Annotated in this window: 8 protein-coding genes; 2 read left to right on the top strand and 6 right to left on the bottom strand. The window is 61.2% G+C overall.

Translation table 11 applies throughout. The annotated features are described in order from the left end of the window. Nucleotides 1–100: 100 nt before the first annotated feature. Nucleotides 101–1,498: a NarK family nitrate/nitrite MFS transporter gene (locus ACMWLG_RS19065; RefSeq protein WP_045404957.1), complete on the bottom strand. Its 1,398-nt coding sequence runs from the start codon at nucleotides 1,496–1,498 to the stop codon at nucleotides 101–103. A 309-nt stretch (nucleotides 1,499–1,807) separates the two neighbouring features. On the opposite strand from ACMWLG_RS19065, the gene narX reads away from it, so the two are divergent. Together narX and narL are read left to right on the top strand one after the other, a co-directional pair. Further along, nucleotides 1,808–3,604 (top strand): nitrate/nitrite two-component system sensor histidine kinase NarX, encoded by a 1,797-nt coding sequence (gene narX, locus ACMWLG_RS19060; protein ID WP_045404960.1) that lies wholly within the window; start codon nucleotides 1,808–1,810, stop codon nucleotides 3,602–3,604. Beyond that, on the top strand, nucleotides 3,597–4,247 hold the full coding sequence (gene narL / locus ACMWLG_RS19055) for a two-component system response regulator NarL (RefSeq protein WP_045404962.1): 651 nt from the start codon (nucleotides 3,597–3,599) through the stop codon (nucleotides 4,245–4,247). Before narX ends, narL begins: the two co-directional genes overlap by 8 nt. A 3-nt stretch (nucleotides 4,248–4,250) precedes the next feature. On the opposite strand, the gene ACMWLG_RS19050 is transcribed toward narL, so the two are convergent. Genes ACMWLG_RS19050 through ntrB form a run of 5 tightly spaced genes read right to left on the bottom strand, consistent with a single transcriptional unit; the run spans nucleotide 4,251 to nucleotide 13,903 of the window. Further along, on the bottom strand, nucleotides 4,251–5,657 hold the full coding sequence (locus ACMWLG_RS19050; RefSeq protein ID WP_045404965.1) for a YchO/YchP family invasin: 1,407 nt from the start codon (nucleotides 5,655–5,657) through the stop codon (nucleotides 4,251–4,253). Between the two features lie 47 nt (nucleotides 5,658–5,704). Continuing rightward, nucleotides 5,705–8,230 (bottom strand): nitrate reductase, encoded by a 2,526-nt coding sequence (locus ACMWLG_RS19045; protein ID WP_045404968.1) that lies wholly within the window; start codon nucleotides 8,228–8,230, stop codon nucleotides 5,705–5,707. After that, nucleotides 8,227–12,213, bottom strand: a complete 3,987-nt coding sequence (nirB, locus tag ACMWLG_RS19040) for a nitrite reductase large subunit NirB (RefSeq protein WP_414763021.1) — start codon at nucleotides 12,211–12,213, stop codon at nucleotides 8,227–8,229. The genes ACMWLG_RS19045 and nirB overlap by 4 nt, the downstream gene beginning before the upstream one ends. A 13-nt stretch (nucleotides 12,214–12,226) precedes the next feature. Continuing rightward, nucleotides 12,227–13,015: an ABC transporter ATP-binding protein gene (locus ACMWLG_RS19035; protein WP_045404971.1), complete on the bottom strand. Its 789-nt coding sequence runs from the start codon at nucleotides 13,013–13,015 to the stop codon at nucleotides 12,227–12,229. Nucleotides 13,016–13,024: 9 nt separating this feature from the next. Continuing rightward, a complete protein-coding gene (ntrB, locus tag ACMWLG_RS19030) occupies nucleotides 13,025–13,903 on the bottom strand; it encodes a nitrate ABC transporter permease (RefSeq protein WP_045404973.1) in 879 nt (292 codons plus the stop codon). Nucleotide 13,904 lies beyond the last annotated feature (1 nt).

Below are 13,904 nucleotides of genomic sequence, written 5' to 3'. Positions count from 1 at the left end.
AGTGCCGCCGCAGGCGTCTGCCGTAAAAGCCGTAAGTATGTTGTAACTATTATGCTGAAAAAAAACGCGGCCCGAAGGCCGCGTAAACGGATAATCACACTTACTTATTTTTCTTGGTATTACGGCCATATACCAGCCACGTAATCACGACGCAGGCGATATAGAAGACGAGGAAAACTTTCATGGCGCCGGCCGGTGAGCCGGTCAGATCCAGAGAGATACCGAACGCTTTCGGGATAAAGAAGCCGCCAATCGCGCCGATGGCAGAGATAAAGCCCAGCGCTGCGGCCGTATCCGTCGCCGCTTCGCGCATGGCCTGCTCTTCGCTCCCGCCCTGCGCCTTCACGCGATCCATGGTCAGCTTACGGAAGATCACGGAGATCATCTGGAAGGTGGATGCACTCCCCAGCCCGGCCGTCAGGAACAGCACCATAAATACGCCGAAGAAGGCGATGAAGTTACCACCCTGTCCGTCGGCGGGCAGCGTCAGGAACAGCAGCGCACAGAAGACTGCCATCACGACGAAGTTGACCAGCGTCACGCGGGTACCGCCCAGGCGGTCAGAGACCATGCCGCCCAACGAGCGAGCAAGGGCGCCAATAAATGGACCGAAGAAGGCGAACTGCAGGATCTGCACGTCCGGGAACTGCGTTTTCGACAGCATCGCGAAGCCCGCCGAGAAGCCGATAAACGAACCGAAGGTGGCCAGATACAGCAGCGCCATCACCCAGAGGTGTCCACGCTTCAGCACCGGAAGCTGCTCGCTCAGAGACGCTTTCGACGCGGACAGGTCATTCATAAAGAACCAGGCTGCGAGGGTGAAGATCACCAGGAACGGCACCCAAATCCACGCTGCGTTTTGCAGGTACAGATAAGCACCATTCGCCTGCTCAACGCCACCGCCGCCAAAGGCCGCAAAAATGGAGACCGAGATCGCCAGCGGGGCAATGAGCTGCATCACGCTAACGCCCATATTCCCCAGACCGCCGTTAATACCCAGCGCGCCGCCCTGCTTCGCTTTCGGGAAGAAGAAGCTGATGTTCGCCATGCTGGAGGCGAAGTTCGCGCCCGCAAAACCGCACAGCAGGGAGATAATCACAAATACGCTGAACGGCGTAGAGGTATCCTGCACCGCGAAGCCGAGCCAGACGCAGGGGACGATCATGATGCCCGTGCTGAACGCCGTCCAGCGACGACCGCCAAACACCGGCACCATAAACGCGTAAGGCACACGCAGCAGCGCGCCTGACAGCGACGGCAGCGCGGTCAGCATGAACAGCTGATCGGTCGTAAACGTAAACCCAACTTTTGGCAGGTTGACCGCTACCGCGCTAAACAACATCCATACGCAAAACGCTAATAACAAACACGGCACGGAAATCCATAGATTCCGGCTGGCTACACGATGGCCGCGCTGTTGCCAGAACGCCGGATCCTCTGGACGCCAGTCAGTAATAACGGCACCATTTTCCCTTTCGGGAGCGGATGAGTGACTCATAGACACCTCTGATTCTCGAATGATGCTGCAAACATTAGGGTTTTAGGGCGGCGGTAAGTTGATATAAATCAAAGGAAAAGTGGGAGGATTTGCGGCGCAAAATAAGGCCTCATCCTTAGTGAGTAGGCTAATTCGGTAAAAAAGACGTGGTTTTTCACGGCACTGACGGTTCCTAGCTACCCCCACCTCCTTCCCCCTACTCCGTTGGCAATTTAGGGGTAATCCTTTATTGGTATGGGTATACTCCAGGGTATGCACCAGAATAGCGCCATTCCTGCAAGCAGGCCACGTCAGGAGCACGCCACCTCTATGTTAAAAAGATGTTTATCTCCGCTGACGCTCGTGAATCAGCTCGCTCTGATTGTTTTGCTGTCCACCGCCATCGGCGTGACCGGCATGGCGATCTCCGGCTGGCTGGTACAGGGCGTACAGGGTAATGCGCATGCCATCAATGAGGCAGGCTCGCTACGCATGCAGAGTTATCGCCTGCTGGCGTCGGTCCCCCTGACGCAGGACGATCGGCCCCTGATTGATGAGATGGAGCGCACGGTCTTCAGCCCCGAGCTGGAAAACGCCGCCATCCGCGCCGGTCAGCAATCCCAGCTTAACGCCCTTCAGGGCTACTGGCACACCCAACTGCAGCCCGGGCTGAAACAGGCGCGAAGCACAGAAACCGTTGCGCAGGACGTGGCGGGGTTCGTCTCACGTATTGATGCGCTGGTCTCCGCTTTTGACCAGACAACCGAATTACGCATCGACCGGGTGGTGATGGTGCACCGCGCAATGGCGCTGTTTATGGGGCTGCTGCTGATCTTCACCATCGTCTGGCTCCGCGCGCGGCTGCTGAACCCGTGGAAACAGCTGCTGGCGATGGCCCGCGCGGTCACCGCACGCGATTTTACCCAGCGCACGCACATCAGCGGGCGCAACGAGATGGCCATGCTTGGCCAGGCGCTCAACACCATGTCGGCAGAGCTCTCCGAGAGCTACGCGGTACTGGAACAGCGCGTTCAGGAAAAAACGGCGGGACTGGAGCAGAAAAACGAGATCCTCTCCTTCCTGTGGCAAGCCAACCGCCGTCTGCACATGCAGGTGCCGCTATGCGAGCGCCTCTCTCCGGTGCTGAACGGCCTGCAAAATCTGACCCTGCTGCAAGACCTTGAGCTGCGCGTCTACGACGTGGAAGACGAAGATAACCATCAGGAATTTACCTGCCAGTCGGATATGTCGTGCGATGACAAAGGCTGCCATCTTTGCCCTCGCGGCCTGCCGCCTCTGACGTCCGGCGGCACCACCCTCAAGTGGCGTCTGACCGACAGCCACACCCAGTACGGTATTCTGCTGGCAACGCTGCCAGCCGGGCGTCACCTGAGCCACGACCAGCAGCAGCTGGTTGATACGCTGGTCGAACAGTTAACGGCCACGCTGGCGCTCGACAGGCATCAGGAAAAGCAGCAGCAGCTGATCGTCATGGAAGAGCGCGCGACCATCGCCCGCGAGCTTCACGACTCGATTGCCCAGTCGCTCTCCTGTATGAAAATGCAGGTGAGCTGCCTGCAGATGCAGGATGCAGAGATGCCGGAAAGCAATAAGCAGCTGCTTAGCCAGATCCGCAACGAGCTGAACACCTCCTGGGTGCAGCTTCGCGAGCTGCTGACCACCTTCCGCCTGCAGCTGACCGAGCCGGGCCTGCGTCCGGCGCTGGAGGCCAGCTGTCATGAATTTAGCGCCCGGCTGGGGTTCCCGGTGAAGCTTGACTACCAGCTGCCGCCGCGGTTTGTCCCCTCCCATCAGGCCATACATTTACTGCAGATCGCCCGTGAAGCGCTGAGCAACGTGCTCAAGCACTCCGGCGCGACGGCGGTAACGGTCACCGTCAGCCAGCACAACAACCAGGTGAAGCTTACGGTTCACGACAACGGCCGCGGCGTGCCGGAAAATGCCGAACGCACAAACCACTATGGTTTAATTATTATGCGAGACCGCGCCCAAAGCCTGCGCGGTGATTGCCAGGTTCGCCGGAGAGAGACGGGCGGCACGGAAGTTGTCGTCACCTTTATTCCCGAGAAACCGCTTACAACTGCTCAAGGAGAAACCCATGACTAATCAGGAACCGGCATCCATCCTGCTGATCGACGACCATCCGATGCTGCGTACTGGCGTGAAACAGCTGGTCAGCATGGCGCCCGATATCACCGTGGTGGGCGAAGCCAGCAGCGGTGAACAGGGCATTGAGCTTGCCGAATCCCTCGATCCCGATCTGATCCTGCTCGATCTGAATATGCCCGGCATGAACGGTCTCGAAACCCTCGACAAGCTGCGGGAAAAATCGCTTTCCGGGCGCATCGTCGTCTTTAGCGTGTCGAACCATGAAGAGGATGTGGTCACGGCGCTGAAGCGCGGGGCGGATGGTTATCTGCTCAAAGATATGGAGCCGGAAGACTTGCTTAAGGCGCTGCAGCAGGCCGCGGCGGGCGAGATGGTTCTCAGCGAAGCCTTAACGCCGGTGCTGGCCGCCAGCCTGCGCGCCAATCGCGCCACCTCTGACCGCGACGTCAGCCAGTTAACCCCGCGCGAGCGCGATATTCTCAAACTCATTGCCCAGGGGCTGCCAAATAAGATGATCGCCCGCCGCCTGGACATCACCGAAAGCACGGTCAAAGTGCACGTGAAGCATATGCTGAAGAAAATGAAGCTTAAATCCCGCGTTGAAGCCGCGGTGTGGGTGCATCAGGAACGCATTTTTTAAGGATTACTCCTCCGGCAGAAGCTTCCAGCGCGGGTCGTCGTCAGGCAATGCGACCAGCGGCTGCACCACAGCAAGCGCGATCTCATTGGACGAGACGCGCTGGCCTTTCTCATCTTCCACCACCGCCGACAGGTGCCAGCGGTTTGTCGCCCCTTCACGGTCATCCCAGGCAGGCATAATCACGCTCCAGCCGTCTGTGCTGTTGCTTTTCGCCGGTGACGTCAGGCTCAATGCCTGCGTATCCCCCTGCCAGTGGATCTGACGAATGCCGTGCGTACTGCGGACCTGGAGCTTCAGCATGACGGTCTCGCCCCCTTTCAGGTCCCACGGCGGCGTTGCCAGCCACACGGACAGCGTTTTGCGCTGACGGAACTCCATCACCGGCAGGCTATTGCGCTCCGGCGAGTCGTAGCGGCTTCCGCGCAGGGATCGCGTAGCGGCGACTTCACCGGCGGAAAGCTGTTTCACCAGCGGCACGCCAAAGCGATAGTTGAGCTTCAGCCCGAGGTTATTCTGGCTCTCGCCGCTTTCGCCCTGCTTATGCCCGGCAGTCAACGTGACCAGCGGGACGGGGGTGTAGTTAAGCCCCAGATTCACCGCTACCGGATTGTGGTAGCCGGTTCCGCTGTTGAAGAGATCGACGTTATCGCCAAAGTATTGCTCGAAGCTGATGCTGGTGTTCAGGTGATGGAACCACGGCAGCCAGGCTTTAGCGGTGACGTCATATCCGCGCGCCATGCGCTGCTCCCGGACGTCAGAGCGCTCACGCCAGCCGGCAAAGGGCTGATAATAGTTGGCTGACAGGCGCAGATTTTCCCCCCACACTTCCGCGCCCAGCCCGGCACGCTGCAGGTTTTCATCCAGGAGGTTATCGTAAAAGGTGTTGTAACCCAGCAGCCATTTCCCGGCGATCCAGCGCTGACCGATTCCTGCGTTACTGACCAGGCCATCCGTCTGCTGGGTCAGGCCAAGCTGGCTCCAGCTCAGGTAACGGTTGTTATCGTTCCAGGGGATAAACCAGCTCCCGCTGCTGCCGTTAAATTTGCCATCGTTATCCACCAGTAGGTTCACGCTGGCGTTCCCCCAGGGCGAAAGCCAGGACTCAATCTGCTGATTCACTTCGCCGCTCACCGCGTCGCGCACCTGGCCAAACGCAAACTGACGCGCCTGCTCGCCCGTTGTCAGGCCGTTGTCGGTCATGCTGGCCTCACCGAAGGCTTTCGCCATTTCGGCCAGGTGTTTTTCCCCCTCGCCCGTTGGCGCCGCCATGCCGAGGTCGGGCAAACTATCCCCGTTATTATCAAAGGGATTTTGCGCCTGATGCATAAAGGAATTCGGCGCACCGTGAACGGCTCCGACCGTAAGAAGGGGGAGTAAAAACAGCAAACGAATGCGGGACGATACAGCCATCAACGTCGTCAATAAGAACCTGTGTTTATGAATAAACTCTTATTATGTTAACGCGATAAGCCCTGAAATGCAGTCCTGGCGGACATTTCAGGATTATCCTGAAACAGCCCTTTCAGCTCCGGCACGCAGGAGCCACAGTTCGTACCACAGCGCAGCTTCGCCCCCAGCGCGGTGACGGAATCACACCCGCCAACGATCGCCTCCCGTATCGTATTCTCCCCGACGCTGAAACAGCTGCAGATGATGCGTCCCGGATCCGCTTCCTTCCCGACGCTCTGTCCGTTCAGCAAGGCGTGACGTTCAGAGGCCAGCACGGGTGGGGATTGAAAAGCGGCTTCAATCACCGTATGCGCCAGCGCCGGTAACGCGGTGCCCTCCCAGAAGCCCAGCATCAGCTGGCCTTCATGCCAGGCCAGCACGCTGCTGCGTTCGCCGGTTTGCGCAACCTGCAGCTGCCAGCCCCGGACGCCGGCGTAATCCATTACCCACGACAGCAAAGGTTTATCGCACGCCACCGTCAGGCGTGAGGCTTTACGCCACCAGTAAGCCGAAGAGGGCATTTCCGGCCATTCCCGGGCATAGAGTTCCCCCTGCCAGGCAGGCTGCCACGGCAGAATTCTGACCGCGGTTTGTTTACTCTCCGGCTGGCCAGAAACCGGATCGCAGCGCCCTTCCACCAGCGCATTCACCTTTCCCTGGCGGGAAAACTCAGCGTTCCAGTGCATCGGAGCAAACGCCTCGCCTTCCCGTATCCCGTCATTGATTCGTACTCTGACGACCATCACGCCGCGCGGCGAGCTGATGCGCGCCAGCTGGCCGTCGCACAGGGAAAACCGAACCGCGTCTGCGGGGCAAACCTCAACAAACGGTTCGGCGATATGCTGCATCAGTCTGGCCACGTATCCCGTTCGGGTCATGGTATGCCACTGATCGCGTATGCGCCCCGAATTGAGAATCAGCGGGTACAACGCGCTGACCGTCGCACCGTGCGACAGAGGGTTAACGGGAACGAAGTTTCGGCGCGGAAAATTCCCCGTCGGCCACTGATAAGGCTCAAGCTGATCCCACTCCTCACGGGTTAGCGCAGCCAGTTCATGAAGATTAAATGCCCGCGCGCCGTCATTTTCAAAGGCCGTCAACGCCGCATGTTCGCAAAAAATCTCGTGCGGATGTTGCCAGGCAAAGGCCTCGCCGTAGCCCAGCCGCTTCGCTACCTGCGCGACGATCCACCAGTCCGGCTTCGCTTCGCCCGGCGCGGGCAGAAACGCGCGCTGGCGCGAAATGCGACGCTCGGAATTGGTCACCGTCCCGTCCTTCTCTCCCCAGCCCAGCGCCGGAAAACGGATATGGGCGAACCGGCTGGTATCTGTATCGTTCATCACCTCAGAGACCATCACCAGCGGGCAGCCCGCCAGCGCCTGACACACCGCGTGGCTGTCCGGCAGCGACACGGCAGGGTTGGTGCCCATAATCCACACCGCCTTCACCTCACCGCGGGCAATGGCGTCAAACAGCTCCACCGCCATCAGCCCCGGCGTCTGCGCCAGCCGTTCCGTTCCCCAGAAACGCGCCACCCGCGAAAGATCGTCCGGCTCAAAGTTCATGTGCGCCGCCAGCTGGTTCGCCAGTCCGCCAACTTCCCGTCCGCCCATCGCGTTTGGCTGTCCGGTCAGCGAAAACGGGCCGCAGCCCGGACGGTTGAACTTCCCGCTGGCAAGATGAACGTTAATGATAGCGTTACACTTGTCGCTGCCGCTGGCGGACTGGTTGATACCCATGGTGTAGAGCGTAATTGCGCGAGGCGCGGTGATAAACCAGTCGTAAAAGGTGCCAATATCCTGCGGCGAGAGGCCGCAAAACGCCGCCACGCGCTCAACGGGCCACTCATCCGTTCCCTGAATCACATTAAGCAGACCGACAAACAGCCCGGAGTCGCTGCCGGGGGCGAGCGCCAGATGCAGGTCAGCAATATCACAGGTGGCGGTTCTACGGGGATCGATTACCACCACCTTCATCTGCGGGTTGTTGCGCTTCGCCTGCACCAGCCGCTGATAGAGCACCGGATGCGTCCAGGCCGCGTTCGAGCCAGCCAGCACCACCAGATCGCTGTTTTCCACATCCTCATAGCTGCACGGCACCACGTCTTCGCCAAAGGCGCGCTTGTAGCCCACCACCGCCGAAGACATGCAGAGCCGGGAGTTGGTATCGATGTTTGCCGCACCGATAAATCCTTTCATCAGCTTGTTGGCGGCATAGTAATCCTCGGTCAACAGCTGGCCGGAGGCGTAAAACGCCACCGCCTGCGATCCCCATGTGTCGATAATCTCCCGCAGACGCTCCCCCGCCGCGTTCAGCGCCTGCGCCCAGTCCACCTCAAGGCCGTCAACGACCGGGCGCAAAAGCCGCCCCTGTAAGCCCGTCGTTTCCCCCAGGGCCGATCCTTTCACGCACAGGCGACCCAGGTTCGCTGGATGGGTTTCATCTCCCCGAACGCTAACCGCTTCACCTTCCATGCGCGCGACCACGCCGCAGCCGACCCCGCAGTAGGGGCACGTTGTCCGGGTTTCCGTCATGAGGCCTCCGCACGCATTACCAGGGCGTCGCTGCCAACCCACACCTTGCCGTTTTCAATTTTCACCGGCCAGGCGCGCACCGCGGGTTCGCCGTTCTCTGCCTGACAGCCGTCGCGCAGGCGAATGCGCTGCTTGTAGAGCGGTGAAATCACCACCGGCTCGCCCGCCGCATCGCCAAGAATGCCGCGTGAAAGCACGTTCGCATTACCGCCCGGTTCCCGATCGTCGAGGGCGTAAACGGTTTTGCCAAAGCGGAAGAGCGCAATCGGCTTATGTCCAAGCCGCGCGCCGATGCCCGCCTGCTCGGGGATATCGTCGATGCCGCAGATTTCCTGCCAGCGCTTGCTTTCATCCGGCGCGGTCTCGTTCACCGTCGTGCGGAACAGCGCGAGCCGGTTGGGATCGTTAAGCGTGGTTTGCCATTCGCACTGGTAGGTTTCCACCACCCGGGCCATCTCCTGCTCCAGCTCGTGGGCGATGCCAAGGCTGTCGTTGAGGATCACCTCGCGCAGATAGTCGAGGCCGCCCTCAAGGTTGTCCATCCAGGTGCTGGTGCGCTGCAGGCGATCCGCCGTGCGGATGTAAAACATCAGGAAACGGTCGACGGTGCGGATCAGCGTTTCGTCGTCCAGATCGCTGGCGAAGAGATCCGCGTGGCGCGGCTTCATCCCGCCGTTGCCGCACAGATAGAGGTTCCAGCCTTTATCGGTGGCAATCACCCCCACGTCTTTGCTCTGCGCCTCCGCGCACTCGCGGGTGCAGCCGGAGACCGCCATTTTGATTTTGTGCGGCGCGCGCAGCCCCTTGTAGCGGTGCTCAAGCCTGACCGCGAGGCCGGTGGAGTCCTGCACCCCGTAGCGGCACCAGGTCGAGCCGACGCAGGATTTCACCGTGCGCAGGGATTTCCCGTAGGCGTGTCCGGTTTCAAAACCGGCCTCCACCAGCGCCTGCCAGATCTCAGGCAGCTGTTCCAGAGTGGCGCCGAAAAGGTCGATTCGCTGTCCGCCGGTAATTTTGCTGTACAGGCTGTAGCGTTTCGCAATCTGGCCGATGGCGATCAGCCCGTCGGCGGTCACTTCCCCCGCCGGCATGCGCGGCACGATGGAGTAGGTGCCGTCCTTCTGGATGTTGGCGAAGTAGCGGTCGTTGGTGTCCTGCAGCGGCAGGTGTGCCGGTTTCAGCAGATACTCGTTCCAGCAGGAGGCGAGCACCGATCCCACCAGCGGCTTGCAGATCTCACATCCGTGCCCCTGTCCGTAGCGGCTGATAAGCTGGTCAAAGGTGCGGATATGGTTGACGCGCACGAGGTGGTAAATCTCTTGGCGCGAGTACGGGAAGTGCTCGCAGATGTCCTTTTTCACCTCCACGCCCTGCTCCGCCAGCTGGAACTCCATCACCTGCTTCACCAGCGCGCTACATCCCCCGCAGCCGGTCGCCGCTTTGGTGCACTGCTTAACGGCGCCGATATCCGTCGCGCCCGCGCTCACCGCCCGGCAGATATCGCCTTTGCTGACGTTATGACACGAACAGATCTGCGCGCTTTCCGGCAGCGCCGCCACGCCGAGCGCTTTTGGCGCGCTGCCTGACGACGCGGGTAAAATGAGCGTTTCCGGCTCTTTCGGCAGGCTGATGCCGTTAAGCATCATCTGCACCAGCGTGGCGTATTCGCTGGCGTCACCCACCAGCACGCCGCCGAGCAGCGTTTTGCCGTCGTGGCTGACCACGATTTTCTTGTAAATTTGCTGCAGACCGTGCGTCCACTGGTAGCTCAGCGCCCCCGGGGTGCGCCCGTGGGCGTCGCCGAACGAGGCCACATCCACGCCGAGTAGCTTGAGTTTGGTGCTCATATCCGCGCCGGTGAAGGTTTTATCCTCTCCCGCCAGCGCGGCGGCGGCCACCCGCGCCATTTGATAGCCGGGCGCAACCAGCCCGAAGATTTTCCCCTCCCACAGGGCGCATTCACCAATGGCCAGCACGTCCGGATCGGAGGTGCGACAGCCGTCGTCAATGCAGATCCCGCCGCGTTCGCCGATAGCCAGCCCGCTGCTGCGCGCCAGCGCGTCCTGCGGACGAATGCCGGCAGAAAAGACCACCATGTCCGTTTCCAGCTGTTCGCCATCGGCAAAGCGCAGCACCAGCCCGCTGTCCGCCGTGGCGATCTCCGTTGTCGCTTTACTGGTGTGAACGCCGACGCCCAGCGCCTCAATTTTCTTGCGCAGCATCGCCGCGCCGTCGTTGTCGAGCTGGACCGCCATCAGGTTGGGCGCAAACTCAACCACGTGGGTTTCCAGCCCGAGCTGCTTCAGGGCATTCGCCGCCTCCAGCCCGAGCAGGCCGCCGCCAATCACCACGCCGCGGCGCGAGCCCGCCGCATGTGCAGCAATGTTGTCCAGGTCGTCAAGGGTGCGGTAGACAAAACAGCCCGGCAAATCTTTGCCCGGCACGGGCGGCACGAACGGGTATGAGCCGGTCGCCAGCACCAGCTTGTCCCAGTGGGTTTCGTGCCCGCTGGCGGTGCGCACCACGCGCGCGTCGCGATCGATAGCGACGACCTGCTGCGACAGGCGCAGCTCAATGCCTTTGTTGACAAAGAAATCCCCCTCCACCAGCGAAAGCGACGCCGCGCTGCGGCCGCCAAAATATTCCGACAGATGCACGCGGTCGTAGGCGGCATAGCGCTCCTCGCCAAAGACAACGATCTGATACTGCTGATGCAGATTGCGGTTAACGCAGTCTTCGAGAAAATGATGGCCGACCATACCGTGCCCAACCACCACCAGAGTAGGTTTTGTCATAGCATTGTGTCCTGCAACCTGCGGTTGCGTAGTGAAACGATCGAACAGCCAGTCCGCGTGGGCGGGCGCAGCCGTTGCCAGTAAATCGGTAAATGTTGCCGCGCTGCGGCAGCCGCCCATCAGCAGTACGCCAGCCAGCGCCCCTTGATTGATCAGTAAACGGCGATAGTGACGGGTCAGCGGATCCCATGCGCTCCAGACCACGTCGCCCTCCTGCTCTGCCGCGCGACCGAGACTGAACAGCTCCACGCCGGTCACCTTGAGGCGCATCCCGCTGTCGGTCAGGGTAAACGGCGCGGTGACGTCTCCGGCCAGCCGGGCGGCAAGGATATCCGCCTGCGCCAGACAGGGGGCGACCAGGCCAAACGTCTGGCCGTCAATTTCGCAGCACTCGCCAATGGCGTAGACGTCCGGCTCGGAGGTTTGCATCTGGCGATCCACCACGATGCCGCGCGCGCAGCGAATGCCGCTGGCCTGCGCCAGCGTGACGCTGGGCTGCACGCCGGTCGCTAGCACCACGCGCGCGGCGGCGATACTGCGTCCGTTAAGCAGCGTCACGCTATCTCCGTTCACCGCTGCGATGCCAGAGACGAGCTCACAGCGCACGCCCCGCGCCGCCAGCGCCTCTTCCAGCAGCATTCCCGCCTGCCGATCCAGCTGCTGCTCCATCAGCCACGGACCGCGATGAACAAGCGTGACCTCGTCACCTGAACGCGCCAGCGCAGCCGCCGCCTCAACCCCGAGCACGCCGCCGCCCAGCACCACCGCCGGACCGGCGATCGCCTGAATGGCCCGGGTATCTGCCAGGGTACGGAACGTGAACACATGCGGCGCATCGCAGCCGCGAATTGGCGGAACAAAGGGCGTTGATCCGGTGGCAAACACCAGCGCATCCCAGCCCAGCGTGCGGGCGGTGGTTTGCACTTCCCGCGCGTCCACGTTAACGGCGAGCGCCTTTTCGCCCCGCAGCACCGTCACGCCCCGTTCCTGGTACCAGTCGTCATTCTGAAGACTGATGCCCACCGCCGTTTTTTCACCGCCCAGCACCGGCGAAAGCTGGATGCGGTTATAGGCATGCTCCGGCTCGTCACCGATGACGGTAATTGCGAAACGATCGGCAGCACGCCCGGTGAGCGAGGCAATCAGCCGCGTGGCCGCCATGCCATTTCCGATAATGACCAGTCGCATCAAAGCCCCCTCGCTACGCCGCTTTCGGCTGCTTTTCATAGAGGAAATGCAGGATCTGCTGGCGCATGTGGTGATAGCGGCTGTCGTCAGCCAGCTGCACCCGGTTACGCGGGCGCGGCAGGTCAACGTGCAGGATCTCCCCGACGGTCGCCGCCGGGCCGTTGGTCATCATCAGCACGCGATCGGAGAGCAGCACCGCCTCGTCCACGTCGTGGGTAATCAGCACAATGGTGGTGTTCAGCGCCTGCTGGATCTGCATCACCGAGTCCTGCAGATGGGCGCGCGTCAGCGCATCCAGCGCGCCGAAGGGTTCATCCATCAGCAGGACTTTCGGCTTCATCGCCAGCGCCCGGGCAATCCCGACGCGCTGCTTCATGCCGCCGGAGATCTCCCCCGGGCGCTTGTGCAGGGCGTGCCCCATCTGCACGCGGTCGAGGTTGTGCTCAATCCACTCCCGGCGCTCCGCCTTGCTCATGCTGTGGCGAAAAACGTGATCGACCGCCAGGGCCACGTTGTCGAAGCAGGTGAGCCACGGCAGCAGCGAATGGTTCTGGAATACCACCGCGCGCTCCGGACCCGGCCCGGCAATTTCGCGGTTGTCGCAAATCAGCCCGCCTTCCGTCGGCAGCGTGATCCCAGCGATAAGGTTAAGCAGCGTCGATTTACCGCAGCCGGAGTGCCCAATCAGGCTGACGGTTTCGCCCTCATGGATATCAAAGAAGACGTTCTGCAGCGCCAGAAATTCACCGCTGGCGGTGGAAAAACGCTGGCTCACGGCCTGGACCTGGATTAATGGTTTCATGTTCGCTCCTTATTTTTCCTGCCAGCTAAAGCGACGGGCGATCAGCATCAGCCCCTGCTCCAGCAGCAGCCCGACCACGCCAATGATGACGATGGCGATGAGAATGTTTTCGACGTTGAGGTTGTTCCACTCGTTCCAGATCCAGAAGCCGATCCCTAAACCGCCGGTCAGCATCTCGGCGGCGACAATCACCAGCCAGGCGATGCCGATGGAGAGGCGCACCCCGGTCAGCACCGCGGGCAGCACCGCCGGGAAGAGAATGCGGCGCATGATGGTCCACTCGGAAAGCTGCAGCACCCGGGCGACGTTAAGGTAGTCCTGCGGAATGCGGCGCACGCCTTCGGCGGTGTTGATCACCATCGGCCAGATGGAGCAGATAAAAATGGTCCAGCTCGACGCGGGCTCCGCTTTCTGAAACAGCAGCAGGCCGATGGGAAGCCAGGCCAGCGGGCTAACCGGGCGTAACAGCGCGATCAGCGGGCCGAACATGCGAGAGAAAAAGGTGAAGCGACCAATCAGGAAGCCGAGCGGGATCCCGGCGAGCGCGGCCAGGCCAAACCCCACCGCCACGCGCTGTAATGAGGCGAGCACGTTCCAACCGATGCCCATGTCGTTTGGCCCGTCGCGATAAAACGGATCGGCAAACAGGGTGATGGCGGAATCGAGCGTGCTGAGCGGCGTTGGGAAACCTTTGCTGTTAATCGCCGCCAGCTGCCAGAGCACCACCAGCAGTCCCAGACCGAGAAACGCCGGGATGATGCGCTGAAGGATCGCATTAATCCGACGCGCAAACGTCGGCGTACGGCGGCGAACCTGCACCGGAGGCAGGAGAAACACCTCTCCACTCTCCGGCGTCTCGTGTGAATTCGTCTTTTGCAGATGCTGCATA

This window comes from Enterobacter sp. 01-M-02-SI-ECC (genome assembly GCF_047530595.1).
Taxonomy (GTDB): domain Bacteria; phylum Pseudomonadota; class Gammaproteobacteria; order Enterobacterales; family Enterobacteriaceae; genus Enterobacter; species Enterobacter cloacae_M.
Note: the sequence above shows the minus strand (reverse complement) of the source record. Positions and strands in the feature narration are given on the sequence as shown.

What these genes read in the sequence shown, in the direction of transcription:
- narX (WP_045404960.1), top strand. Translation starts at nt 1,808, where the DNA reads ATGTTAAAAAGATGTTTATCTCCGCTGACGCTCGTGAATCAGCTCGCT.
- ACMWLG_RS19035 (WP_045404971.1), bottom strand. Translation starts at nt 13,015, where the DNA reads ATGAAACCATTAATCCAGGTCCAGGCCGTGAGCCAGCGTTTTTCCACC.
- narL (WP_045404962.1), top strand. Translation starts at nt 3,597, where the DNA reads ATGACTAATCAGGAACCGGCATCCATCCTGCTGATCGACGACCATCCG.
- ACMWLG_RS19050 (WP_045404965.1), bottom strand. Translation starts at nt 5,657, where the DNA reads ATGGCTGTATCGTCCCGCATTCGTTTGCTGTTTTTACTCCCCCTTCTT.
- nirB (WP_414763021.1), bottom strand. Translation starts at nt 12,213, where the DNA reads ATGCGACTGGTCATTATCGGAAATGGCATGGCGGCCACGCGGCTGATT.
- ACMWLG_RS19065 (WP_045404957.1), bottom strand. Translation starts at nt 1,498, where the DNA reads ATGAGTCACTCATCCGCTCCCGAAAGGGAAAATGGTGCCGTTATTACT.
- ntrB (WP_045404973.1), bottom strand. Translation starts at nt 13,903, where the DNA reads ATGCAGCATCTGCAAAAGACGAATTCACACGAGACGCCGGAGAGTGGA.
- ACMWLG_RS19045 (WP_045404968.1), bottom strand. Translation starts at nt 8,230, where the DNA reads ATGACGGAAACCCGGACAACGTGCCCCTACTGCGGGGTCGGCTGCGGC.